The organism is Microcoleus sp. S28C3, assembly GCF_036700785.1.
Classification (GTDB): domain Bacteria; phylum Cyanobacteriota; class Cyanobacteriia; order Cyanobacteriales; family Microcoleaceae; genus Microcoleus; species Microcoleus asticus.
Window position 1 is genome coordinate 1 of record NZ_JAUBPO010000059.1, and the last position, 24,268, is coordinate 24,268.

Annotated in this window: 20 protein-coding genes; 10 read left to right on the forward strand and 10 right to left on the reverse strand. The window is 46.7% G+C overall.

What is annotated here, in order from left to right:
* Positions 1–755: 755 nt before the first annotated feature.
* The gene (locus QUA13_RS18130) at positions 756–1,808 is read left to right on the forward strand and encodes a Gfo/Idh/MocA family protein (RefSeq protein ID WP_172192820.1); all 1,053 of its coding nucleotides are present in this window, start codon (positions 756–758) and stop codon (positions 1,806–1,808) included.
* Between the two features lie 358 nt (positions 1,809–2,166).
* Here the strand turns inward: QUA13_RS18130 and QUA13_RS18135 are convergent, their stop codons facing one another.
* The gene (locus QUA13_RS18135; protein WP_333200665.1) at positions 2,167–3,153 is read right to left on the reverse strand and encodes a GDSL-type esterase/lipase family protein; all 987 of its coding nucleotides are present in this window, start codon (positions 3,151–3,153) and stop codon (positions 2,167–2,169) included.
* Positions 3,154–3,560: 407 nt separating this feature from the next.
* Between QUA13_RS18135 and btpA the strand changes: the two genes are divergently transcribed.
* The 4 genes from btpA (at position 3,561) to QUA13_RS18155 (ending at position 9,291) form a co-directional block, all read left to right on the forward strand.
* Complete coding sequence (gene btpA / locus QUA13_RS18140) at positions 3,561–4,448, forward strand: photosystem I biogenesis protein BtpA (RefSeq protein WP_333200667.1); 888 nt, start codon at positions 3,561–3,563, stop codon at positions 4,446–4,448.
* Between the two features lie 312 nt (positions 4,449–4,760).
* Positions 4,761–5,687 carry a vitamin K epoxide reductase family protein gene (locus tag QUA13_RS18145; protein WP_333200669.1) on the forward strand — a complete coding sequence of 309 codons (927 nt, stop codon included), beginning with the start codon at positions 4,761–4,763 and terminating at the stop codon, positions 5,685–5,687.
* Between the two features lie 659 nt (positions 5,688–6,346).
* Positions 6,347–8,485, forward strand: coding sequence for a CHASE2 domain-containing protein (locus tag QUA13_RS18150; RefSeq protein WP_333200671.1), 2,139 nt, complete (start codon positions 6,347–6,349; stop codon positions 8,483–8,485).
* Between the two features lie 569 nt (positions 8,486–9,054).
* Positions 9,055–9,291 (forward strand): hypothetical protein, encoded by a 237-nt coding sequence (locus QUA13_RS18155; RefSeq protein ID WP_333191781.1) that lies wholly within the window; start codon positions 9,055–9,057, stop codon positions 9,289–9,291.
* Positions 9,292–9,301: 10 nt separating this feature from the next.
* Here the strand turns inward: QUA13_RS18155 and nadB are convergent, their stop codons facing one another.
* The 3 genes from nadB to QUA13_RS18170 all read right to left on the reverse strand — a co-directional run bounded on the left by nadB (position 9,302) and on the right by QUA13_RS18170 (position 12,964).
* A complete protein-coding gene (gene nadB / locus QUA13_RS18160; protein WP_333200673.1) occupies positions 9,302–10,966 on the reverse strand; it encodes an L-aspartate oxidase in 1,665 nt (554 codons plus the stop codon).
* Between the two features lie 322 nt (positions 10,967–11,288).
* Positions 11,289–11,723 (reverse strand): photosystem II complex extrinsic protein PsbU, encoded by a 435-nt coding sequence (psbU, locus tag QUA13_RS18165; RefSeq protein ID WP_172191957.1) that lies wholly within the window; start codon positions 11,721–11,723, stop codon positions 11,289–11,291.
* A gap of 251 nt (positions 11,724–11,974) precedes the next feature.
* Positions 11,975–12,964, reverse strand: coding sequence for an adenylate/guanylate cyclase domain-containing protein (locus QUA13_RS18170; protein WP_333200675.1), 990 nt, complete (start codon positions 12,962–12,964; stop codon positions 11,975–11,977).
* A 514-nt stretch (positions 12,965–13,478) separates the two neighbouring features.
* On the opposite strand from QUA13_RS18170, the gene hisF reads away from it, so the two are divergent.
* A complete protein-coding gene (hisF, locus tag QUA13_RS18175; RefSeq protein ID WP_172191953.1) occupies positions 13,479–14,270 on the forward strand; it encodes an imidazole glycerol phosphate synthase subunit HisF in 792 nt (263 codons plus the stop codon).
* Positions 14,271–14,711: 441 nt separating this feature from the next.
* Entirely contained in the window at positions 14,712–15,053 is a 342-nt protein-coding gene (locus tag QUA13_RS18180; protein ID WP_333200678.1) for a low temperature-induced protein, read from the forward strand.
* Between the two features lie 120 nt (positions 15,054–15,173).
* Here the strand turns inward: QUA13_RS18180 and QUA13_RS18185 are convergent, their stop codons facing one another.
* Positions 15,174–16,190, reverse strand: a complete 1,017-nt coding sequence (locus QUA13_RS18185) for a sulfate/molybdate ABC transporter ATP-binding protein (RefSeq protein ID WP_333200680.1) — start codon at positions 16,188–16,190, stop codon at positions 15,174–15,176.
* A gap of 444 nt (positions 16,191–16,634) precedes the next feature.
* Between QUA13_RS18185 and argC the strand changes: the two genes are divergently transcribed.
* Complete coding sequence (argC, locus tag QUA13_RS18190) at positions 16,635–17,693, forward strand: N-acetyl-gamma-glutamyl-phosphate reductase (protein ID WP_333191790.1); 1,059 nt, start codon at positions 16,635–16,637, stop codon at positions 17,691–17,693.
* A gap of 346 nt (positions 17,694–18,039) precedes the next feature.
* Here the strand turns inward: argC and eno are convergent, their stop codons facing one another.
* Positions 18,040–19,320 carry a phosphopyruvate hydratase gene (eno, locus tag QUA13_RS18195; RefSeq protein ID WP_333200682.1) on the reverse strand — a complete coding sequence of 427 codons (1,281 nt, stop codon included), beginning with the start codon at positions 19,318–19,320 and terminating at the stop codon, positions 18,040–18,042.
* Positions 19,321–19,618: 298 nt separating this feature from the next.
* Here eno and QUA13_RS18200 point away from each other — a divergent pair, with 298 nt between their 5' ends.
* A complete protein-coding gene (locus QUA13_RS18200) occupies positions 19,619–20,530 on the forward strand; it encodes a calcium-binding protein (RefSeq protein ID WP_333200684.1) in 912 nt (303 codons plus the stop codon).
* Between the two features lie 90 nt (positions 20,531–20,620).
* On the opposite strand, the gene QUA13_RS18205 is transcribed toward QUA13_RS18200, so the two are convergent.
* The 3 genes from QUA13_RS18205 to QUA13_RS18215 all read right to left on the reverse strand — a co-directional run bounded on the left by QUA13_RS18205 (position 20,621) and on the right by QUA13_RS18215 (position 22,279).
* Positions 20,621–21,268, reverse strand: a complete 648-nt coding sequence (locus QUA13_RS18205) for a nucleoside triphosphate pyrophosphatase (protein WP_333200685.1) — start codon at positions 21,266–21,268, stop codon at positions 20,621–20,623.
* Positions 21,269–21,384: 116 nt separating this feature from the next.
* Complete coding sequence (gene psbP / locus QUA13_RS18210; RefSeq protein WP_172191939.1) at positions 21,385–21,924, reverse strand: photosystem II reaction center PsbP; 540 nt, start codon at positions 21,922–21,924, stop codon at positions 21,385–21,387.
* A 142-nt stretch (positions 21,925–22,066) separates the two neighbouring features.
* Positions 22,067–22,279 carry a chlorophyll a/b-binding protein gene (locus QUA13_RS18215; protein ID WP_172191937.1) on the reverse strand — a complete coding sequence of 71 codons (213 nt, stop codon included), beginning with the start codon at positions 22,277–22,279 and terminating at the stop codon, positions 22,067–22,069.
* Between the two features lie 329 nt (positions 22,280–22,608).
* Between QUA13_RS18215 and QUA13_RS18220 the strand changes: the two genes are divergently transcribed.
* Positions 22,609–23,220, forward strand: coding sequence for a hypothetical protein (locus tag QUA13_RS18220; protein ID WP_333200686.1), 612 nt, complete (start codon positions 22,609–22,611; stop codon positions 23,218–23,220).
* Positions 23,221–23,332: 112 nt separating this feature from the next.
* On the opposite strand, the gene larB is transcribed toward QUA13_RS18220, so the two are convergent.
* Complete coding sequence (gene larB, locus QUA13_RS18225) at positions 23,333–24,139, reverse strand: nickel pincer cofactor biosynthesis protein LarB (RefSeq protein ID WP_333200688.1); 807 nt, start codon at positions 24,137–24,139, stop codon at positions 23,333–23,335.
* Between the last annotated feature and the right edge of the window lie 129 nt (positions 24,140–24,268).

A 24,268-nucleotide genomic window follows, 5' to 3' on the forward strand; every position in this document is an offset into this window, starting at 1 on the left:
CTAATTTACAACTCTAAATGCCTACTTTTCTTTGAATTCAGTTTTATTCTCTCGATCCTTTCCTTCAGGGCACTACCAAAACTTCTAGACCCAGGGGGGGAATAGAAGGGATTGCCCGCATCGAAAGTGTAGGTGAGTAAGGCGGCTTGTGCTTTGTCTACTCCTACCAATAACACAGATGAACACAAACTTAAAATTGTCGTAGCGATCGCACTTCCTAATCTGGGCCTTAGTTTTTGACACATTGTTTTTTATATTAAGCTTTACGTCAGTCTAGTTTATTTGAGTGAGCGATCGCCCGTAATAATCCACATTCTTAAAGTAAATTTTTTTGAAGTCAAAGATTGTCGAATGTAAATAACCGAACTAATACGGATGCGTTATCTGTTGTGCTTGTATAATGTAGGGCTTTCACTATTACTTTTGAACAGAAACCAGAAAAATGTTTGATCGTAATCGCCAAATATTTCGACGGGTTTGTGTTGTTGCGATGCTGCGGACGATCGCCCCGCTGTTACTACATATTTAATAATTTTTGTCAATACGTAATGTCCACAAATTTTACCCCGGTATTCTGCCCTTGTGTATGAGTAGCTTCTGTTTAATTGCCTGACGCTATAATCCTAAAACTGAACTTAGAAATTCTTCACAAATAGTTTGACTGTGGTACTATCTGGATGGCTGTGAGTAGCTGAGGGAAGCCAAGGGGCTTGATTCCTGTGGTGGTGGAGGAGAATCCAGGAGTGCTAGATAGGATGTCATTGGGATACGCAAACGTTTTCGCCCAGCGAAGTCAACCTGAACCCCTCCGCATTGGGGTGATTGGGGTTGGCAATATGGGCCAGCACCACACGCGAGTTCTGAGCTTGCTAAAAGATATCGAACTCGTGGGTGTTGCAGACATAAATGTAGAGCGGGGAATAGATGTAGCAAGCAAATACCGGGTTCGCTTCTTTGAAGACTACCGGGATTTGCTCGCCCACGTAGATGCAGTTTGCGTCGCCGTTCCAACTCGCCTGCACCACGCTGTGGGGATGTCTTGTCTCCAAGCGGGAGTTCACGTTTTAATTGAAAAGCCGATCGCGGCTAGCATTGCCGAAGCCGAATCTTTGGTCAACGCGGCTGCTGAGGCCCACCGGATTTTGCAAGTGGGTCACATCGAGCGCTTCAATCCAGCTTTTCAGGAACTCGGCAAAGTGCTGAAAACTGAAGAGTTACTGGCATTGGAAGCTCACCGGATGAGTCCTTATTCCCAGCGGGCTAACGACGTATCGGTAGTTTTGGATTTAATGATCCACGACATTGACTTGCTGCTGGAATTGGCAGATTCCCAAGTGGTGAAGCTGACGGCCAGCGGCAGCAGAGCCTCAGATTCAGGTTATTTAGACTACGTGACAGCGACGCTGAACTTTGCTAACGGCATTGTCGCCACCTTGACTGCCAGTAAGGTGACGCACCGCAAACTCCGTTCAATCGTGGCTCACTGCAAAAATTCTCTGACAGAGGCAGATTTTCTCAACAACGAAATCTTGATTCACCGACAAACAACCGCCAACTACGTGACGGATTACGGTCAGGTGCTTTACCGTCAAGATGGGTTGATCGAGAAAGTTTACACCAGCAATATTGAACCGCTCCACGCAGAGTTGGAGCATTTTATTAATTGCGTGCGGGGTGGAAATCAGCCTTCTGTGGGAGGAGAACAAGCTCTCAAAGCTCTGCGGCTTGCGAGTTCGATCGAGCAAATGGCTCTCGACGGTCAAGCTTGGTATCCCAAAGAGCTAGAGTCTACTTTGCAAGTTAGCTAAATCGAGACAAATCGTGTCGTTTCCGGGTGCTTTTACAGTTTGGGTTTGTTGTTTGTTGAAGACGGTAACTGTTCCCATGCAACCGGATTCGATGTCAGTCGATTTGAGATTGTAGATTTTAGATTTTAGATTGACTCCACAGATCGATCTGGGGGCTTGATTTGTCGATTCTAGATTGTAGATTTTAGATTTGAGATTGACTCGATATCCCCATTGGGGGATTAAACTGTCGATTTTAGATTTGAGATTCCAGATTAGAGATTGACTCCACAGATGAATTTGGGGGCTTGAACTAAGGTTTAAATTTTTTTGCTCTCCACAATCTAATCCGGGGGCAAGTATCCGTTTTTGGGTGAAATCACGATTTGTGCCAAAAAAGAGCGACTATTTGACGACTGATGGTTTTGCTCACTAGCTGATTTCCTTGAGGACTCAGGTGAATGCTGTCTCGATACAAACTTGGAAGTTGCGCCGCACAATTGAAAATGGGAAGAAAATCTATGTAAGTAATTTTCTCTGTTTCCACGAGTTCGGCGAGACGCTCTCTAGCCTTGACTTCCCAGTCGCGAGGGCCCAGGTCGCCGAATTCGCCCAGCTTGGGCGTCACCGCAAGCAAAAACCGGACGTTGGCGGATATAGCTATTTTCTGGATTTGGCGAATAGCTTCTAAGTTGCAGCCGACTACATCTGAGCTTTCAGCTCCGGGTTCTGCTAATTGGCGAGCCGGCACTGCAGGTAACAGGTAGCGGCTCAATAAATCTAGTGTGGCAGATCGGGGTTTGCGATCCGGGTAAGATCGATCGCGGCCCACAACCTCCCCACAGGGAGCGGATGCAAACAAATCGTCCGTATTGAGCAGCAACACCAAAGCCTTGGCCCCAAAAACACCGAACCGCTTGGCGTAAGCAAGTTGATTCCTCGGCCCCCAAGAATTGGCTGAGGCGTTGAGAACTTCAAAATCTGAATACTTGACTTTTGAAGCTAATTGTACATCGCTCGCCAGATTCTGTACTTGCAGTCTCAACTGCCGAGTCATAATTTCCGAGATCGTATTGGTCTGATGTGTCCACCAACCGCCGTTGGCGACAGAATCTCCCAACAGCAAGACACGCAGAGTTTCTGGAGGGGGTATAGGGGCGATCGCTCCGGTACGCATCGAATACTCGTTAATCTCAATCCGGTTGCCCAAGCGACGCACCTTCTGGTTGGGCGCCAACAAATAGCCGCACTCGGTATCGGCAATGTAAATCAAGGGATTGCCAAAACCCAGCAGCACCCGCAGCAGCACTTCGATTGCTGCCCACAATCCGGAGATTACAGCCAAAATTATGAGAACAACTTTCACCACTTAACCTCGATAGAGAAGGAAAAACCCCTGCCGACACCAAGGTATAAAAAAGAATGCAACTGCACTCAAGCTCTCAAACCCGATTGTGGCCAGTCGATTTTAGATTAAAGATTAAAGCATTCACTCCACAGATGAATCTGGGATATCTCCCTAAAATCTCAACTTTTTTGCTTTACAGGATTCCTGTCTTGAAGCAAGTATCCGTCTTTGAGTGAAATCAGTAGGTCGCCCTTGGAAAATCTAAAATCTAAAATCTAAAATCTAAAATGTTATAGCTTAGGGGTTTGAGGCACTTGGCCGCCCGATTAACTCAACCGAATCGCCCCCGTGGATATAGAATTCTAGAATATACCGTCAAAATCCGCCGTCAGCCGTCAGTGAACTTGGTGGTTTCAGGAAAATCCGTGGACTTAAAACAAATATTCAAAACGCCGAATCCCATAATCGGTGTCGTACATTTACAGCCTTTGCCAACTTCTCCCCGCTGGGGCGGAAACCTCAAAGCTATTATCGGAAGAGCCGAGCAAGAGGCTACAGCGCTGGCTTCTGGTGGCGCAAACGGTATCATAGTCGAGAACTTTTTCGACGCTCCTTTTGCCAAAGACAGCGTAGACCCGGCTGTGGTAAGTGCCATGACTCTGGTAGTCGAGAGGCTAACAAATCTCGTGACGTTGCCGATCGGCGTTAACGTGCTGCGAAACGACGCCCACAGCGCGATCGCCATCGCCTCCTGCAGTGGTGCTCAATTCATCCGTGTCAACGTCCTCAACGGCATCATGGCTACAGACCAGGGCTTAATTGAAGGCCAAGCTCACCAGCTACTGCGCTACCGCCGGGAATTGGGCAGCGATGTCAAAATATTAGCAGACGTGTTAGTCAAGCACGGGCGACCCTTAGGCAGCCCCAACTTGACCACAGCCGTCCAAGAGACGATCGGGCGGGCTTTAGCCGACGCCGTGATCCTTTCCGGCTGGACAACTGGCAGCCCTCCCAATCTCGAAGACTTAGAACTTGCGAGTGCAGCAGCGGCGGGAATTCCAGTTTTCATCGGCAGCGGCGCCTCGTGGGAAAACATTTCCACCCTCATGCAGGCGGCTGACGGCGTAATTGTATCCAGTTCCCTGAAGCGAAACGGCCGCATCGAGCAGCCGATCGATCCGATCCGCGTTAGTCAGTTTGTAGAAGCCGCCCGCCGCAGCTTGTCACAGAAAGAACGCGAACAGGAAAACAGAGACGCTAATGGCTCAAGAGGGTCAACACCAGAACCGGGCAAAGTCAAAAGTAAAACGTAAAATGGGAAGGGGTAATCGGTAATCGGTAATCGGTAATAGCTGAAAACAAAGACCTAATAGTGAAAGAAAGCACCAATTATCAATTCCCAATTATCAATTATCAATTCCCAATTACCAATTTCCAATTATCAATTCCCTTGATTCACGACAGGAAGTCACAGATAAACGGATAGCTCTTTTTTTGCTCTGACTTCTGACTTTTGACTTTTTCCTTCAATATCCATCCGTTTAATTTGTTAAATCCCGTACATTGCTGGTTGCTCAACTTCTTTCTTCTTTCAACGTCCCAATTACCAATTACCAAATCAAAAAATGATTCGCCGACGTTCAACCCCTTGGATTCATCGCTGGTCTAGGACTGTGATAGGAGCGATCGCAGCCATCGGCGTCGTAGAAACGGCCTATCTCACGATCGCTAAATTCACGACAGGCTCGGTCATTTGTCCCACCAGCGGCTGCGACAAAGTTCTCAACAGTCCCTACGCTACAGTCTTTGGCACAGTGCCTTTAAGTTTGTTAGGCTGTCTGGCTTACCTGAGCATAGCAATCCTGGCATTGGCTCCCAAAGCCGTCAATCCCAACACCAATAAAGGACTGCACTCTCAACTAGAAAACAAAACTTGGCAAGCGCTATTTATCATCACCGCTGCGATGGTAATTTTCAGCAGCTATTTGATGTATTTGATGGCTTTTGAAATTAAGGAACTGTGCATTTATTGCATCAGTTCCGCCGTAATTTCACTGTCGCTGTTTGTGCTGGTGCTAGTCGGGCGCGAGTGGGAAGATATCGGACAGTTAGTATTTACAGGCATTTTGGTGGCAATGGTCAGTTCGATCGGCGCCTTGGGACTTTATAACAGTGTCAACTCACCTGCTGCTTCTGTCTCTACCCCCGGAATTGTACCCCCTGCCGTCACTACAACCTCCGGCCCGGCACAACTTGCTTTAGCCCGCCACCTCAGACAAATCGGGGCGAAACAATACAGCGCTTACTGGTGTCCCCACTGCCACGACCAAAAAATGCTTTTTGGTAAAGAAGGTGCTGCGATAATCGATTACGTTGAATGCGATCCCAAGGGGCAAAATTCCCGCGCTGAAATTTGCCAAGCTGCTGCTGCGAATATTAAAGGTTTCCCTACTTGGGAGATTAAAGGTCAGTTTTATTCCGGGACGCAATCTTTGGATAAACTCGCTGAATTATCGGGTTACACCGGCCCGCGCAACTTTCAAAACAGATAGAAAAAGTTTGTGATTATAGATGGCAGATTTTAGGTTTATTGCCAGGAAATGTCCTGATTTTTAGCTTAGTTGATAGTTGTCTAGTGCTGCGAAATCAATCTAAAATCTTGCCTCTATAATCAATAAAAAATTAGTACAAACTAGGTAGATAGCGGCGATCGCAAAAATCAAATACGCCGAAACCAGTGTTGCTAAGCTTTTTACTTTTTAAGTGTGATTATGTAACTCATCTACCCAAAAACCTCTATAGCAACTGTGCCTGATGTTGAGAAAGTTCTTAATTGCTGAAACCATTGCCGTTGATAGCAACTTCGATCTTCCTTCTTCCTTCTTTTTACCCTGTCCTTCGACTTCGCTCACGAACCGCGACTTGCCCGCTCGCGGAGCCTAAGGGCTTTCAACATCTGCTATACACAAAAACTCAAGAAACCGGATTTCTGCTTCCAGACTCATTGTTGAAATCATATATTTTGGTTGAGCAACCCGGTTTATGTTGTTGCAGGCCGATCGCACCGAAAAATAAAAAATAAAATCTAAAATCGACTTGCCCGCACCGAAAAATCAAAAAATTGGATAATCTAAAAAATAAAAAATAAAATATAAAATCGACTGAGCCGATAGTCCCGGAGATCTAAAAGCTATATGTAGTAGTAGCTTAGATGCTCGAAGAGCGAGGCAAAAATCCCGAAAATATGCTAAAAACTCTCAAAAAATGGCTCGATCGAGAACGCCGAGTATTGATTACTGCGAGTGCCGTTGCTGGTACGGTCATTGTAATGCGCTGGTTCGGCTTTTTTCAGGTGTGGGAATGGGCTGCTTTCGACTACTTTGTGCGCTGGCGGCCGGCCGAACCAATTGACTCGCGCATCGTCATTGTAGAAATTAAGGAAGCTGACTTGCAAAAATACGGCTACCCAATTTCCGATGCTGTATTGGCCCAATTGCTGAAAAAATTGCACGCTGGCAAGCCGCGGGCGATCGGCCTCGACGTTTACCGAGATTTACCAACTCAACCGGGTAACGCCGAATTGCTCAAAACTTTTCAAACTATTCCCAACTTAATCGGCATTGAGTTGATGCCAGACGAAGCCAGGTTCGGAGTTCGGCCACCTCCGGTACTTGACAAGCTCGATCGAATCGGTTTCAACAACGTTGTCATCGACGCTGACTCAAAAGTGCGCCGAACTTTGCTCTATTCTTGGCCCGGAGACAGCGAAACTCATGAAAGTTTAGCGCTGACACTGGCTTTGCGTTACCTCGAAAGCGAAAAAATTTTCCCTCAACCAGCAACAGTCAATCCTCAATACTTGCAGTTAGGTAAGGGAGTTTTTCAGCCTTTTCAACCTAACGACGGTGCTTACGTTAGAGCGGACAGCCGCGGCTATCAAATTTTGGCCAACCTGCGCGGCGCGCGAGGCCGTTTCCGCACTGTATCGATGAGCGACGTGCTTTCTGGCAAAGTACCCGCTGATTTTGTGCGATCGCGCGCTGTCTTGATCGGCTCAACTGCCCCCAGCCTCAGAGACTTTTACCAAAATTCTTACAGCTCGGGTTGGTTTGCTCCTCCCCAGCAAATACCGGGAGTCGAGCTTCAGGCTCATTTCTTGAGCCAAATTTTAAGTGCAGCCCTCGACGGGCGCGGGGGGATCAATGTCTGGCCAGAGGTTGCCGAGTTGCTGTGGATTTTACTCTGGTCTTGGGCGGGAGCAAGTGTGAGTTGGAATTTGCGATCGCTACGTCGATCGGTTTACTGTTTGTCAAGTATCAGTCTCGGTTTGAGTGCCTGTTTATACTTAGCTTTTTTAGCTGGTTGGTGGCTGCCGTTAATTCCTCCAATCCTCAGTCTTGTGGGTTCTGGTGCCGCTGTTGTGGGTTATCTGGCTCACTTGCAAGAAGAATTAAAACGGTCTAAAGAATTTTTACAATCGCTAATCGATACAATTCCCGACCCCATTTTTGTAAAAGATCGAAATCACCGCTGCCTTGTTTTGAATCAGGCATATTGTCGCTTTATCGGCTATCCTTTAGAAATTTTAACCTGCCGCACTGATTACGATTTATTTCCCCAAGCTGAAGCCGAGATATTTTGGCAGCAAGACGAATTAGTATTTCAAACTCACCAGCCGCGAGAAAATGAAGAATATTTTACTGACGCTCACGGAATTACGCATCTGATTGCTACTAAAAGATCCCTGCATCAAGATGCTGCCGGCAACCTATTTTTAGTCGGAGCAATCAGAGATATTACCGAGCGCCAACTCCGGGAAAATGCCCTAGAACGAAAAAATGCTGAACTCAGCCACCAAGCCGATCACGATGCTCTCACGGGTTTGCCCAACCGCAAAATGTTTTACGAATGCTTGAATCAGTCTCTCGAAAGAGCCTCCAGCAATCAGGAATTGGTAGCTTTACTATTTTTAGATTTAGATGGATTTAAGTCAATCAACGACACTCTCGGACACAATGTGGGCGATTTGCTGTTAAAAACTTTTGCCAGTCGGCTCAAAAAATCCTTGCGCGGCAGCGATACTATTGCGCGGCTGGGCGGCGACGAGTTCACAGTCATTCTGCCCGCAATTCCAGGTCGCGAGGAAGCTGCGAAAGTAGCTGAAAAAATTTGCTACGCCATCGTGCAGCCTTTCATTTTAGAAGAACATACCGTTTCTGTAACTACAAGTATTGGCATTAGTTTATATCCCATTGACGGTTCAGAGCCAGACATTTTAGTCAAGAATGCCGATGTTGCGATGTATCGTGCTAAGGAATGCGGAAAAAATCAATATCAATTTTTTAATTAATACCACTTTAAAACAATAATGCTACTGTAGGTAAACTCCAAACCACGATCTTCATCAGTCATTCCTAATTATTCAATTTTTTAATTTAAAATTCTCAATAATTCGGACAAAATTTGAGCAAGTTTTAAACCTCAAACCCTGATTCAGTCGTGGGGTGATATTATTTTAAGGTGTCCGATGTGCAGCTAGCTTGGAAAAAATAGCTCCTGAAACCGTAAGCCATGTAAACTTTTTGAAACCGTTCACAAAAATGTCCAAAAAATTGAAATGTATACTCTTAACTTGTCTGGTCTGTCATCTGTCATTAGATAGACTTACAAAAATATGAAAATTTTTACAGCAAATTGCCGTTTCATCTAAATGTTACAAATTATTAAAAAAATCAAAACCTGATACTGGAAACCCAATTATAATCGTCAAAAAGCCTTAAATTAAACCAGTTTACGTAAACTTATGAAAGTTAATTAAAGAAAATGTAAATATATCAGTGGAACTACGGAAATTGATAGATATAATAGGCGGTAGGGACGTGCATCTACTTCGGTGATTTGAATAAGGCTGTGAATAATATGCGTACTTTGATTAAGCTCACAACAACGGCAACTCTGGCTGCCTGCCTGCAAGTAAATACAGTCGGGACCGCAAATGCGGCTCGACTTGCCAGCAACTCCACTACCAACTTAACAAAAGATCGATCGACCTCCACAGTTGGGACATTTACACCAACATCTAGGTTTGGAACTTACGAAAAATACGAACCAGCCCCGAACGGGAACCCCAAAAGTGACGGTACGGGGACGCGCTGACCCCCATTTTTCAATCTTCTATTTGCCCCGATCGAGCAGCAGATTTGTACCAATTGCAGTAGTGAATTAAGGTGTGCGTGCACCAATCCGGATCTGTGAGAGGATAGTCCACCCGGTAGTGACCGCCGCGGCTTTCCGTGCGAAACGCAGCACTTTTGACAATTAAGTAGCCGATATCCAATAAATTGCCAACTTCTCCCCAATTTCGCAAAATCGAGCTATTCTCCGCATCAGCAGGCGAAAAATCAATAATTTGTCCGGGCTGCAAATTATCAAGCGTTTGACTCAAAGGCAACGAGGCAAATTCTTGCCGCCAAATCTCAACTTGGACGATCGCACTTTCCAAATCGCGTTGTCCCCGGCAAATTCCCGCACTCTGCCACACCAAATTCGGTAATTCGACCCGCAACTTTTCGATCGCCTCAATGTCCTTTTCAGAAATCGATTTTTCTAAGATTTCCCCCGCCTCAAACTGATCTGCGAATGCCTCGGGCCTTCCACCTTCTAGCTGCAAAAGTCCCATCTGCGCCCCAAAAACCAGACACTCCAGCAGCGAATTGCTCGCCAATCGGTTAGCGCCGTGTACCCCCGTGCTCGCAGTTTCTCCCACCGCGTACAAACCCGGAATCGACGTTTGGTTGAACTTGTCAGCCACAATCCCTCCCATCCAGTAATGGGCAGCGGGCGTCACCGGCACCGGTTCGGAAAAAATATCAATTCCCCAATCAGCGCACACTTGAATAATATTCGGAAACCTGTAGCGCAGTCGATCGACAGCAATCGGGCGCATATCCAGCCAAACATGAGGCTCTCCCGTCTTCTGCAAGTGGCGGAAAATAGCGCGGCTGACAACATCTCGAGGGGCGAGTTCCCCGCTGGGGTGAGAGTCAAAAGCAAAGCGATATCCTTTACTGTCAACCAAATGAGCTCCTTCTCCCCGCACCGCTTCGCTAAGGAGAAACCGAGGCGCGCCCGCAGTGCTCAGCGCTGTCGGGTGAAACTGCACAAATTCTAAATCTCGCAGCAGCGCCCCGGCGCGCCAAGCAATTGCCACCCCGTCCCCGGTACTTACCGACGGATTGGTCGTTTGAGCAAAAACCTGTCCGCCGCCGCCTGTTGCCAGCACCACTACCTGGGCCCGCAGCCACTTGACTTGTGAGCCGCAAATCGAGCTAATCCCCTGACAGCGCCCGGTTTCGTCTAGCCACAGACTCAAAGCAAAGGCAGGGGATACGAGTTGAATGTTTTTGCGGCCCAATACTTTTGCTGTCAGCGTACTGATAACGGCTTTGCCCGTAGTGTCGGCGGCGTGGAGAACTCGGCGGCGGGAGTGGGCAGCTTCTAGGGTGAGGGCTAAATCTGGGCCGGTGCGATCGAATGCAACGCCCATTTTCACGAGGGAGTCAATGCAAGCTGAAGCTTCTTCGACTAAAAATTTCACCGCCTCCAAATCGCAAAGACCGGCTCCGGCAGCCAGTGTATCCTGAATGTGCAGCTCTGCCGAATCTTCAGGGGCGATCGCCGCGGCAATCCCTCCTTGAGCCCAATCACTAGCAGAAACAGGAAGGGTATTTTTATTGATCAAGCCCACCTGCAAATGCTCTGGCAGGCAAAGTGCTGTGTACAAACCCGCCGCGCCAGCACCTATTACCAATACGTCAAATTTGTCAGTCATAAGTCTGCCGCCAGTCGATTTTAGATTTTAGATTTTAGATTTTAGAATTAACTCCACAGATGAATCTGGGGAGTAGAACTAATGTCTGTCGATCGAGTCTATATTTTAGATTTTAGATTAAAGAATTGAGTATACAGATGAATCTGGGGAACCCGCTTATTTCAATCTAGGGAATTTTGGCAGGCTTTTTCCGAATAGTGGTTGAAAGTAAGTTTTGATAAATTAAAGGCAGAAGTCATCAGCCTCTAGAAAAAAAATCTTTTCTTTCTACCGAATGCCTTCTGCCAAATGACTTCTGCCTTTAAATGAGGCCCGCTGCTACCTAGTCGTAGAGACCATTATTTAATCTGGTGTCTCCTTCAATAAAGACTGATTCAACATCAGTTACGGTGAATTTGTCCAGGTTAGCTTGCAGCACTTTTTTCTGAGCTTCCGTCAAGTCTGAAATGTTGAGTACGTCCTCAACTTTTTCGTAAGGAGCATTCTTAATAATTACTCGAGCTAAAGTGGGATACAACCCTCGAAAGTCCCGAAAGTCCCGGACGGCGCTGTTGTTCAAATCAAGTTTTTTGCCGTATTCTGTGGCAAGCTTGTCATCGGCGCGATTGGTTCTAACCGGAGCTTCAACAGCTAGGAGCGAGGATGATGGCAAGACGATACGGCTCAAGGTCGCCGCGATCGCGCTTTCGTCTCCAGCCCATGCAAAGCAGCCCAGCACTAAGCCCAATACTGCCAATAGACGACCCAATCGTTTCATGAAGTTTTGTCTCCTAATTTCATACACAGCATTTATGTAGAGACTACCATTTTGCTTATGCAGTTTTTCAGATAAATCCGCAACACGTAGAGGGCTGTTATAAACTTTACATTAAGGTATTGACATCACGGACGATATATGATACCTCTGCCAATTTAGGCATCGCAGGCAAGTTTATAGAAGACCCTCCAAATTAACAGCTCGGACTGGCATTTTAAAGGGTTAATTTTTGCCCCCACCCAATTTTGTAGCTATCGAGAATTCTTTCCTTTCATTTTGAGAAAAGCGTTCAAGTCAGCATAAGTACCGCCGTAAGTCACGGTGGGAGTGTCGTAACCCTTCAAAGAAACTGTGTGCTGCTCGAAAGCGTCCTGGGCACCCAATTGCGTCAGGTATTTGTAGGTCGTTTCTCCCACAGCGATATCCTTGCCGAGTTGCTTGGTGCAAGATTCCAGGCGAAATGCTGCGTTTACAGTATCTCCCAAGGCGGTATAGTCCGATCGGTCGCTGCTGCCAGAATTTCCCACCATTGCATAACCGGTATTGATGCCGGCCCCGACTCGCAAAGGAAAAGGCAGGGGGTAACGGCTGCTGAGTTCGTCTGTTGCCTGGTGCAGTTCGCTCAAAGCTTGGCAAATCCGCATCATTTCGTCGCTGCTGACACCGCTGGTTTTGTGGAACCAGACGGCCATGATGGCATCGCCGATGTATTTGTCCACCCAACTGCCGTGTTCGCGAATGATCAGTCCTGCTTTGCGGAACCAACTGCCGATGACTTCTGAGAGTAGGGTTTCGTCTAGCTGCCTAGTCAAAATAGTAAAGTCTCGGATGTCCATTACCATGACGCTAATCAGGCTGCGCACCGTCAAAGTCGCCGTAAAATCGTCAGAGTCTGTGTCGTGTATTGGCTCTATCCGGTGGCCGCCGGTTGGGTTGTAGAAGTCCAATTCGGTTTGACCAAAAATAATCCGATCGCCATTTCTGAGAGTGACAGGAATGCTGACGCGCCGCCCGTTGACAAAGGAACCGTTGCGGCTGCCCAAGTCGATCAGGTAGAACTCTCCTGTCTCCATTTGCTGTAACATCGCGTGATTACGGGAAATCCAGCGATCGGTCAGTACAAAATTATTGTCATCGCTCCGGCCTACTGTCCAGCAATTGCTGCCGGAGAGCGGCAAGTAGCGATTGCCGCTTTTTTCTGTACGAAGTACCAAATGTGGATTGGCTTGCAAAGTCACCACAGCCCTAGAAACTACATCAAGTCAACCGATTTGAGGTTTTAAACTTAAAATTTTAACTTTACCGCGCCGCTTATAACTGAGATTGCTGCTAAAAAACCTCAAATCTGCCGTTCTCAAATCTAAAATTGTTTAGTCGATCGTCGATGCACCGGACCCATACAGGATTGCCGAACCACAATTCGATCGCCAGCGAAGGTAGTTATTGTTAGATCATAAGCGAAAGTGCCATATTTTTCACCCCAAAAATGTATCTGGGGAGTTAAATTTGCTGCTTTTTGCCGAAAATATAACTGTGTACCAATATTCTACCTAATGTCACGGCTCCCACTGCGAGCCAAGTTTTATTTATGTTGAGGGGGCGTAAAAAAACTGAAAAATGGCTCTCCGGCTCAGACCGATAATTGTTAAACACAAGGTATCTTTAAGATTTGTTGCTTAACTTCTGGTTTTTGAAGATATCAACAAAGCCTTTTCCTCGCTGCGGCGGTCAATAAATTAGAAACACGAGAATTTTATGTTGTCGAAAAGAATTTTGCCTTGTCTGGATGTGAAAGCCGGTCGCGTGGTCAAAGGTGTCAATTTTGTCAACCTTCAGGATGCTGGCGATCCCGTAGAAATGGCTCAGGTTTACAATGATGCGGGTGCTGACGAGTTGGTGTTTTTGGACATTACCGCGACTCACGAAGACCGGGACATTATTATTGATGTGGTGTACCGAACGGCCGATCGAGTATTTATCCCTTTGACGGTGGGCGGCGGCATCCAATCCTTAGACACCATTAAAAGTTTATTGAGGGCGGGCGCAGACAAGGTGAGTATTAATTCGGCGGCGGTGCGCGATCCGAGTTTAATTGACAAAGCCAGCGATCGATTTGGCAATCAGTGCATTGTAATCGCGATCGACGCCCGCAAACGGCAAGATGCAGATAATCCCGGTTGGGACGTGTACGTGCGCGGAGGGCGAGAAAATACCGGCAAAGATGCGATCGCCTGGGCCAAAGAAGCCGAACAGCGCGGCGCTGGCGAAATTCTGGTGACAAGCATGGACTCGGACGGCACTCAAGCCGGTTACGATTTGGAATTAACCCGAAGCATCGCCGAAATTGTCGAAATTCCCGTCATTGCTTCCGGCGGCGCCGGCAACTGTCACCACATCTACGAAGCCGTGACACAGGGCAAAGCAGAAGCTGCACTGCTGGCTTCCCTGCTGCATTACGGGCAGCTCAGTGTAGGAGAAATTAAAACTTATCTAGCAAAATGTCAAGTTCCCGTGCGACAGCAGCAGCCATTAGTCATTAGTCATTAGTCAGTGGGTGGATAGTCGGGCGCATCTCAATATCTTGCAACATTTTCAACAAACCGCTCTGCAGGTTCACTCCAGCGCCCTCTCACAGTGCAAACAGGCTAAATAAATCCGCCCCCACCCCACGATAAAACCCGTTACTGACATTGATACCCATATGTGAGGCGCATCCGAAGGCACTTATATAGAATTTTTGTGATTCTACACAAGTGCCTTCTACATAAATGTGTTGGGGCGACCCGCGCCAGTCATCTAGAAATATTCCCTGAGAAGGATTTCAAATCTCAGCTTTTTCAGCTAGATATTATATATTAGCTCGATTTGAGAGAGAGCAACGGTTGCTTTTCTCAAACTTAAGTTAAAGATTGTGCAGAATTTGAGTTAGTTTCAGCCTGTTAACAATCTTAGCGACGATCAAAACTTCTAAAAACGGAGAAATTCTGTATGTCTTTTATCAGCTTTAACTTTCCTACCAAGCGTTTAGTTCGCACTTTAATAGCTGTTTGTTTTTGTGCCTTAATGTTTGTTTCTAATGCTTTCCCGGCTTTTGCCGTTACCAGCAGCACCACCAAAGGTGAAGACCAACTTTTAGGGATTGAAAAAGAATCTCAAGAAGTTGTACTGAAAAAACCAATGTCCTTGGAAGAAACTCAAGAAAAAGCGAACAAAGGACCTAACGAAGTTCAGGGAGACGCTGACATTGAAAAAATGAAAAATCCTTCCAACACAAACGCTACATCCTTTGAGCAACAAGTCAAAAAAGCTGTTGGTAAAATCAAAGACTAACTCAGCGCGCAGTAGTCAACCGACATTTGTCAGTATAAAAGATTAGGGACACGGCACGATGCCGTGTCCCTTGAAATGTCGTATCCAATCTCAATTTAGGTCTTTTTTTAAGAATTGGTATCAGATTGAATAAAAAAGTGGAAAGGACTTGGCATCTTTCGGCTTTACGAACACTCTTTGCTGGGGCTGCAAGTGCAAGCTATCGAATTTTTCTCTCGTCAAATTAGCGTTTACTACTTGACCGTCATCTAAGGTTAATTCTACCTGAATTTCCCATCCCAAATGAATCAAGCGACTGATTCTTGCAGGCACTGTTGCACTATTTTCTGTAGTTTCAATTACTACGTCGTGAGGGCGCAAGAAAATCTCTGGGTTGGCTGAGTCAAAGCCGTTGTCTTGAAACATCCTCGAACTGCTGGGCAATACATTGACGGGGCCGATAAAACTCATTACAAAAGCACTGGCTGGATGGTCGTAAATTTCTGCGGGTGTGCCTACTTGTTCGATTTTACCTTTATTCATTACTGTAATGCGATCGGCAACTTCCATTGCTTCTTCTTGATCGTGCGTCACAAAGACTGTGGTAACGTGAACTTCGTCGTGCAGCCGCCGCAACCAAGCACGCAAATCTTTGCGAACTTTGGCATCGAGAGCTCCAAAAGGTTCGTCTAGCAGTAAAACTTTCGGTTCCACAGCCAGGGCTCGGGCGAGGGCCACCCGCTGTCGCTGGCCTCCAGAAAGTTGCGACGGGTATCTATCGCCCAATCCTCCCAATTGCACTAAATTCAACAATTCTTCTACCCGCGATTTGACTTTCGCGGGCGGTGTTTTCTGAATTTGCATCCCGAAAGCGATGTTTTTTCGCACTGTCATGTGCTTGAATAGCGCGTAGTGCTGAAACACGAACCCAATTTTGCGGTCTTGGACGCTAGTATTGGTCGCATCTTGTCCTGTCAGCCAGATTTTGCCGGAGTCGGGCATTTCTAAACCGGCAATCAGCCGCAGCAGCGTAGACTTGCCGGAACCAGACGGGCCCAGCAATGCGACTAGGGAACCGGATTCAATTTCTAAGCTGACCCGATCGAGTGCTTGGAAACTGCCAAACTGTTTTGATACGTTTTCTACAACTATGCCCATAGGAAGTTCGGCAACGAAGCCGTGTACAAAATTTAACAGATTTAACGGATGGAGGTTGAGCTTCGAGCTTCGAGCGAAAAAGGTTAATCTCCGGTTTGGGGATGGGTTAAAGTAAGTTTTTTATAGCACGATCGCAGATCCGTTTGTTAATTTTAGGGTTTTGGCGATCGGTCAGTCGATTTTAGATTTTAGATTTTAGATTTTAGATTTACTTGCAGCTTTGAATCTGGAAGGTGGAACTTTGGTCTAAAATTTTGAACTCTCCAGGAAAGGAGTCGGGGCTTTGTATCCGTTTTTGGGCGCGGTCAAACACCCGAAAATTCACAAAAATGCACCTCCCAAACAAAACGACACAATTCTTTGCTCCCAAAGTTGGCGTTTGGTACTACAATGCAGCAAAAGTTCAAGCGTTTTTGACTTCAAAGGCTGAGGGGATAAAGGAAAATGGGAGATGTTGGACGTGTGCCTGTAGGAATTATCGGCGCTTCAGGGTACGGCGGCGTGCAACTTGTGCGACTGCTGGCGGATCACCCACTGGCTGAAGTAGTCTATTTGGGTGGGGATAGCAGTGCGGGAAAACCTTTTTCCAGCCTTTATCCGCATCTGACTAACTGCATTGATTTGACAATCGAGGCGATCGACCTAGAAAAAATAGCGGCAAAATGTGAAGTTGTGTTTCTGTCGCTGCCGAACGGTTTAGCTTGCAAAATGGCACCGACGCTGATAGAAAAAGGCTGCAAAGTCTTGGATTTGTCGGCTGATTACAGATTTGAAAATCTGGAAACTTACAAAGCTTGGTACGGCGGCGAGCGATCGGACTCTGAACTGGCTGCAACGGCTGTTTACGGTTTGCCAGAATTGTATCGCGATCGAATTAAAGACGCTCAGTTAGTAGGCTGTGCCGGCTGCTACGTTACTGCTAGTTTATTAGCCCTGGCACCTTTGCTCAAACAAGGTCTGATCGTGCCAGAAACAGCAATTATCGACGCCAAATCCGGTGCTTCTGGGGGGGGCCGCAAAGCCGAAGTTAATCTCTTGTTGGCTGAAGCAGAGGGTTCTCTGGGCGCTTACGGTGTTGGCCGCCACCGCCACACGCCAGAAATCGAGCAAATTTGTGGCGATTTAGCCGGACACGATATTAAAGTTCAGTTTACTCCTCACCTAATTCCGATGGTACGGGGAATTCTGGCGACTGTTTACGCAACTTTGCGCGATCCGGGTTTGGTGCGGGAAGATTTAATCACGATTTTCAGCGCTTTTTACCGCAATTGTCCTTGGGTAAAAGTGTTACCGGCTGGGGTTTATCCGCAAACAAAATGGGCTTGCGGTACGAATCTTTGTTATATCGGCATCGAAGTCGATCCGCGTACTGACAGGGTGATTGTGCTATCGGCGATCGACAATTTAATTAAGGGACAAGCCGGTCAAGGCATCCAGTGCATGAACTTGATGATGGGTTGGGAAGAAACTTTGGGTTTGCCTCAATTGGCTTTCTATCCTTAATTGAGAATTGGTAATTGGTAATTGGGTCGGGGCTGGTTTACGAGATGATTGGTTTTTAGGCAATCATTGTTTGTAAAACCCGCCCCTTGTATCTACAGAATCTAAATTCCCGATGCGCGATGCCCATCCGATTTTAGATTTCCAATTTTAGATTTTAGATTCAAGTTACTAATCAATTCTTCAATTCTTCAATTCTTCAATCTAAAATTGCCCGATGCCCGATGCCCATCCGATTTTAGATTTACGATTGCTGATTTTAGATTGAAGTTACTAATCAATTCTTCAATCTAAAATCTAAAATCTAAAATCTAAAATTGCCAGATGCCCAATTACCAATTATCCAGTGTTATTTTGGCCCGTAACCGATCGACCCAGCATAAATTGCCCGATCGCCCAATTGATCCTCAATCCGTAACAAACGGTTGTATTTAGCCACCCGTTCGCTGCGACACAGAGAACCGGTCTTGATTTGGCCGGCACGAGTCGCTACCGCCAAATCGGCAATTGTGGTATCTTCAGTTTCACCGGAACGGTGGCTGATGACCGATCGATAACTGTTCCGTTTACCGAGGTCGATCGTATCCAAAGTCTCCGTCAAAGAACCAATTTGATTCAGCTTAATCAAAATCGAATTGCTAGCTTTCAAATCAATCCCTTTTTGCAGCCGCGTGCGATTAGTAACAAACAAATCGTCACCCACCAATTGAACTTTGCTGCCCATTTTCTGCGTCAGCGCTACCCAACTGTCCCAATCGTCTTCATGCAAACCATCTTCAATGGAAACAATCGGATATTTTCCGGCCAAACCATCCAAATAATCGATTAATTCTGCTGGCGAATGAGCCACACCGTCGTAAGTGTACTGTCCATCTTTGTAAAATTCGCTAGCAGCAACATCCAAAGCTAAAGCAACTTGTTCACCTGGCTTGTAGCCAGCTTTTTCAATAGCTGCAATCAACAAATCCAAAGCTGCTTGATTGGATTTAAGATTAGGCGCAAAACCGCCTTCATCACCAACACCAGTCAGCAAACCCTCAGCTTTTAAGACTTTGCTCAGGGATTCAAATACCTCTGCACCCCAGCGCAAAGCTTCTTTAAAAGATGGGGCACCCACAGGGACAATCATAAATTCTTGAATGTCCACATTATTGTCGGCGTGGGCGCCGCCGTTGATGACGTTCATCAAAGGCACGGGTAAAACGTTAGCTAAGGGCCCGCCCAAGTAGCGGTAAAGGGGGAGCCCTAAAGTCTCGGCAGCAGCCTTTGCTGTGGCTAAGGAGACTCCGAGAATGGCATTTGCGCCGAGGTTGGACTTGTTGGGGGAACCGTCCAAGTCAATCATGGTTTTGTCTACCTGCGCTTGGTCGATCGCATCCAGATTAGCCAAAGCGGGGGCAATTTTGTGTTCGACGTTAGCGACGGCTTTCAGGACTCCTTTGCCACCGTAACGTTTGTTGTCGCCGTCGCGGAGTTCGTGGGCCTCAAAAGAGCCTGTAGACGCGCCGCTGGGCACTTGTGCGAGCCCGACAACACCGTTAGCTAGGTAAACTTCAGCTTCAATGGTGGGGCGGCCGCGGGAGTCGAGGATTTCTCTGGCTTTAATAAATTCGATCGCAGTGTCTAGCATATTAACGATTCCTGACCTTACTCACGGTTTGATGACATTTGGCAGTCTGTTGGCTTTCCCACGCTGACTGCTGACGGGTAATAGAGTACGCGATCCCCAGAATTATTGCTGCACAGTTCAAAATATTTGCGGATTTGGGCAGCTTGGTGTCAATAAGCTAGGCTTGTTGCCGAACGACCAGAGGCAATTTTGACAGTAATTTAAATTTTTTAACCGCCCATTCACGCAGAGTTTCTAATTGAAACATTTGTTAAAATCAGAATATCAACAAAGTCACTTAACAAAGGAGAGACCTAAGATGTTAGAAACAACCGTCGGAGAAATTATAGCATTAGCTGAAAATTCAGACCCAATTATTCCCGATCCGCCTAACATTCAATTATTAACAGCCCCATTGCCAAATCCCAGCGACCCCAACTTTTTTGACTTAACTCCCAATGACGACGCATTTTTATTAGCAAATGGAATTCTGCGCAACACTCCGGGAGGTTTGCGGGCCTTAGCCGGCAACGATTTCGTCAGAGGTTCAGGTGGTGCAGAACTGATGAACGGCAACAGCGGCATAGATACTTTAATCGGAGGTTGCGGCAACGATACTATTCGCGGCGGTCAAGATTTTGACATACTTTACGGAGAATGCGCCAACGATTTAGTCAGCGGAGATCAAGGCGATGACTACGCTTACGGAGGCACGGGCAATGACTTTATTCGCGGCGGTAAAGGGAATGATGCTTTAGTCGGAGACAGTGGAAACGATACCCTAATCGGTGATGCTGGAATTGATAGACTTTGGGGAAAAGAAGGCGCAGATTTGTTTGTCATCAAAAGAGAAGCGGAAGCAACATCGCGGGAAATTGGTTCGGATCAACCGCCTTCAGTTCCCAATTTTAATACAGATGAAGTGCCTGCAGATTTTATTCTGGATTACAATCCAGCTCAAGGAGATGTCATTGGATTAGCTTCAGGGTTAACGCAAAATGACATTGTTTTGACTGAAAAGTTTTTAACAATTGGTGATGCCAGAGATTACGATAGCAATGGCCCTTTTCCTCCGGGACAGCCTCGAACCGCTGATTTTAGAATTTTAAATACTAAGGCGACGGTGATTAGGGAAGCTAGTACCGGAAATATTCTGGGTTTGGTGAAAGATGTGTCGCCGGCTCAACTTCAGTTTACCTCTGTGTCTGAAAGCTCGATCGCCCTTGGATAATCCTCAGAGGTTTATAGTAAGAACTAAAGTCCTCTATCAGAACTTTAGTCCTTACTACAAAAAATTTTATTCGTTTCCAAGTTCTGCATTTCAAGACCAAAAATCCGCCACATCATATCCCATTTCGCTGAGCATTTGCCGCAGCAGAGGCAAGCTCAAACCGATCACATTGGTGTGACATCCTTCGATTTGTTCCACAAAAAAGCCGCCTTTACCTTCCAGTGCAAAACAGCCTGCACAGGCGAGGGGTTCTCCGGTAGCGACGTAGGCCGCAATTTGGCGCGAGGTAACTTCCGCAAAATGAACTTTTGTAACTTGACAGCGAATGAGCGATCGCGACCTTGCCTCATCAAAGTCATCGAATCTAGTATCAATTAAAGCATGACCCGTATATAATTCCCCAACCTTACCGCGCATTTTTTGCCATCGCGAGATTGCTTCTTCCGCATCCTTCGGTTTGCCGTGAATTTCGCCATCTATGAGCAAAATTGAATCGCATCCCAACACCAAACACAATTTGGGATTGGGGATTTGCGGGTGAGAATTAGCCAGCAAAAACTTAGCTACAGCCTCAGCTTTTCCCGATGCTAAAACCTGCACTAATTTAGTGGCATCCCTCATTTGTATTTGCCCTTCATCAAAGTCGCTGGGGCAAATCACAGCTTGAATGCCAGCATTTTCTAGCAGGCTGCGGCGCGCCGGAGAAGCTGAAGCTAACACAAAAGTTGGAATTTTCATAAGTTAAGAAGGAAGAAGGAATAAGGAAGAAGGAAGAAGGAAGAAGGAAGAAAAATAAACTATTCCCCATCCCCAAGGCACTGCGCCCTATTCCCCATTCCTAACTACTTTTTAACCTAATAAACAGAGAAAGATTTAACGACTTTCTCAAAAGCTTCTTTTACCTTGGGCCAGCGTTCTTCTGTAGTGGAAACGTTAAGCGTAAAAAGTTTGCCGCGGCTGACTGCTACACTCGCTAAGTTGTGCCGTTCTTGGTTGGGCAACTTAACGGCATATTCTAAAATGTAATAGTTTTTCGATCGCGATTCGCGAGCTTCTGCATTGACTAATTCAGCTTCGCGACCGGAATCACTCGGGGCGATCGCACTTTTGCTGAGCTTGTATCCCACATCGGTCGGCGTTCCCAAATCCGCCAGGGTTTTGTCCTTGGGGACTGGACTGATTACCACGCTGACGTTCTCGGTTTGCTGAATCAAATCGCGGAACACCACATCAGGCCCGTTAGAAACCGCGATCGGCAGCCAGCCGTTAGGATAGAGAAATTGATAGCCGTCGCCAGTATCAACGTAGCTTTTGAGTCCGGTGACTTTAGATACACAACCGGTCAAGGTGAGGCTCAGAACAACCAGAAGTATTGCCGCAATTCGTTTGAGCATTATTTTTACGGGTAGGGTAACACTAAAATATTTAATTTTAATTGTCTCACCAAACCTTGCCCCTAAAAATAGTTAAGCTATGCTCGCCGTTTGTGTACCGCCCGCGAGGCATAGCCGTATAGTCTAATTTTTAACAAAATCATTACAGGTGAGTCAGCCAGCTAATCAGTCCGTGCTTGGTAGAAATTTCTAAAGCCAAGAGAGAAACAAAACCAATCATGGCAAGGCGGCCGTTTAAGCGTTCTGCGTAGGGGGTGAAGCCGGTGCGGGGTTCGTCATCGATATATACTGTCGGTTCGATCGCAAAATTGTTCATTTTGCCTTGGTCGTCCAGCATTAAGCCTCTGTTAGTCATGTTTGTTTCCTAAATTGCGTTTGGTCTACTGTAAATAAATGTAACAGACTTGTGAAGATATGTAAAGGATTGTGAGCTTTTTTTTAAAAAAGACCTCAATATGACACCATTTTCAAAAATAAATGCAACTGTCGGCAAGCTCTAAACCCTTATATAATCAGTCTTTCCCAAATCTAAAATCTAAAATCTAAAATTTAAAAGGGTATGACTGTGGACAGTAGACTCTGGGCCCCGGAGGGGGGAGGATAGAGTTGAGAGGCGCAAAAGTCGATGGTGTGTGGCAAATCCAGTCTGGGTTTGACGAAAATTGTGGAACGGAGGAAAAATTTATGCGGGCCAGTCTGGAAATGCGGTGGTTTTATAGCGGTGCGCTGCCAAAATCGATCGCTCAATGGTTTGGAAGCGACAGTCTCGGCGGGTATCTTTCACCTCCCGAAGAGCGGGAAGACATATATTTGCTAGTCCCTGGCTGCGACTACTTGGGAGTGAAGCTGCGCGGGAAAACATTAGAGGTAAAGTGGCGGCAGGCAGAGTTGGGGGCGATGCAGTTCGGCAACCGCTGGGAAGGCAAGGCCGAGAAGTGGCTGAAGTGGGTATGTGCCGACACTATGGCCCCGGTACCGGCGGATATTGTGGCGACAGGAAAGTGGGTGGGAGTCAGGAAAAAGCGAGCGCAGCGTCTTTACCAAGTTTCGGCCCCTGGTTCCCCGATGTCTGTGCCTGTGGAAGCCCCAATTCCCCAAGGTTGCACCGTGGAACTTACTCAGTTGAACATTAACGGCAGCGCGTGGTGGACTTTGGGATTTGAAGCGTTTGGCAGCGAAAGTTCTTTGACAGAAAGCCTGCAAACAGTGGCTACTTGGACTAGCAAGAGCTATCAGGCGCAAAAGTTGAAAGTTGAGGATTCTTCGGCTTATCCGATTTGGCTGGGCAGCAAGTAATATCAAATCCGGCTTTAATAATACCTCCTATATTGTTTAGTCCCTGTCTGCTGGGACGACAGTTTTTGTAGACGCGGTGTCAACCGCCGAGTCTAATCGAGGGGGTTTCTCACTATTCCCCCTCTGTTCCATTCTCCCCTTCTTTCATTCTCCCCACTCTGCCAGCAGTTCTCAGAATTTGACAAGCTAAAATTGCCGCCCCAAACCCGTTATCAATATTCACCACACCCACACCAGCCGCACAAGAATTGAGCATAGTTAAAAGAGGAGCAATCCCGCCAAAACTCGCGCCGTAACCCACACTCGTCGGCACAGCAATCACCGGACAATCTGCCAAACCCGCAACCACACTCGCCAAAGCGCCTTCCATACCCGCCACCGCAATCAACACATCAGCATCAGCAATTACGTGCCGATTGCTCAGCAAGCGGTGAATGCCGGCAACTCCGACATCCCACAAACGTCGCACCTGAAAACCGCAAAGTTCCGCAGTAACTGCCGCCTCTTCAGCTACAGGTAAATCCGCCGTTCCCGCACTGATAATAGTCACAGTACCCGGATGCTGCGGAGTTGGGGAATTAGCAGCAGAAATTGCACAAATTCGAGCCTTTTGGTAGTAGCATAAATCGGGTATTTTTTGCTGCAATTGCTTGAAAACTTCCGGTTCAATTCGCGTCGCCATCACCGCAGAATTTCGCCCGCGCATCGCCTCGATAATCTCAACAATTTGGTCTGGGGTTTTCCCTGGGCCCCAGATTACTTCAGGAAAACCCGTTCTTAAAGTACGGTGGTGGTCAATTTTTGCAAAATCCCCCACTTGTTCAAAGTCAAAATACTTTAATTTATCTAAAGCTGCGATCGGACTCACATCGCCGGCGGCCACAGATTCGAGTAAATTCTGTAAAATTTCAGGTTCCATTAATTAATGACTGATGAATTTGACTGCTGACTGCTATAGATTGCTCCGGGCGGGTTTATTTATCCGATCGGTCGATCGCACATACCCTGGTAAAACCGGCCCCTACAGACTAATAAATGCTGAGTGCTG

What these genes read in the sequence shown, in the direction of transcription:
- QUA13_RS18130 (WP_172192820.1), top strand. Translation starts at nt 756, where the DNA reads ATGTCATTGGGATACGCAAACGTTTTCGCCCAGCGAAGTCAACCTGAA.
- QUA13_RS18145 (WP_333200669.1), top strand. Translation starts at nt 4,761, where the DNA reads ATGATTCGCCGACGTTCAACCCCTTGGATTCATCGCTGGTCTAGGACT.
- QUA13_RS18150 (WP_333200671.1), top strand. Translation starts at nt 6,347, where the DNA reads ATGCTCGAAGAGCGAGGCAAAAATCCCGAAAATATGCTAAAAACTCTC.
- QUA13_RS18155 (WP_333191781.1), top strand. Translation starts at nt 9,055, where the DNA reads ATGCGTACTTTGATTAAGCTCACAACAACGGCAACTCTGGCTGCCTGC.
- nadB (WP_333200673.1), bottom strand. Translation starts at nt 10,966, where the DNA reads ATGACTGACAAATTTGACGTATTGGTAATAGGTGCTGGCGCGGCGGGT.
- psbU (WP_172191957.1), bottom strand. Translation starts at nt 11,723, where the DNA reads ATGAAACGATTGGGTCGTCTATTGGCAGTATTGGGCTTAGTGCTGGGC.
- hisF (WP_172191953.1), top strand. Translation starts at nt 13,479, where the DNA reads ATGTTGTCGAAAAGAATTTTGCCTTGTCTGGATGTGAAAGCCGGTCGC.
- QUA13_RS18180 (WP_333200678.1), top strand. Translation starts at nt 14,712, where the DNA reads ATGTCTTTTATCAGCTTTAACTTTCCTACCAAGCGTTTAGTTCGCACT.
- QUA13_RS18185 (WP_333200680.1), bottom strand. Translation starts at nt 16,190, where the DNA reads ATGGGCATAGTTGTAGAAAACGTATCAAAACAGTTTGGCAGTTTCCAA.
- argC (WP_333191790.1), top strand. Translation starts at nt 16,635, where the DNA reads ATGGGAGATGTTGGACGTGTGCCTGTAGGAATTATCGGCGCTTCAGGG.
- eno (WP_333200682.1), bottom strand. Translation starts at nt 19,320, where the DNA reads ATGCTAGACACTGCGATCGAATTTATTAAAGCCAGAGAAATCCTCGAC.
- QUA13_RS18200 (WP_333200684.1), top strand. Translation starts at nt 19,619, where the DNA reads ATGTTAGAAACAACCGTCGGAGAAATTATAGCATTAGCTGAAAATTCA.
- QUA13_RS18205 (WP_333200685.1), bottom strand. Translation starts at nt 21,268, where the DNA reads ATGAAAATTCCAACTTTTGTGTTAGCTTCAGCTTCTCCGGCGCGCCGC.
- psbP (WP_172191939.1), bottom strand. Translation starts at nt 21,924, where the DNA reads ATGCTCAAACGAATTGCGGCAATACTTCTGGTTGTTCTGAGCCTCACC.
- QUA13_RS18215 (WP_172191937.1), bottom strand. Translation starts at nt 22,279, where the DNA reads ATGACTAACAGAGGCTTAATGCTGGACGACCAAGGCAAAATGAACAAT.
- QUA13_RS18220 (WP_333200686.1), top strand. Translation starts at nt 22,609, where the DNA reads ATGCGGGCCAGTCTGGAAATGCGGTGGTTTTATAGCGGTGCGCTGCCA.
- larB (WP_333200688.1), bottom strand. Translation starts at nt 24,139, where the DNA reads ATGGAACCTGAAATTTTACAGAATTTACTCGAATCTGTGGCCGCCGGC.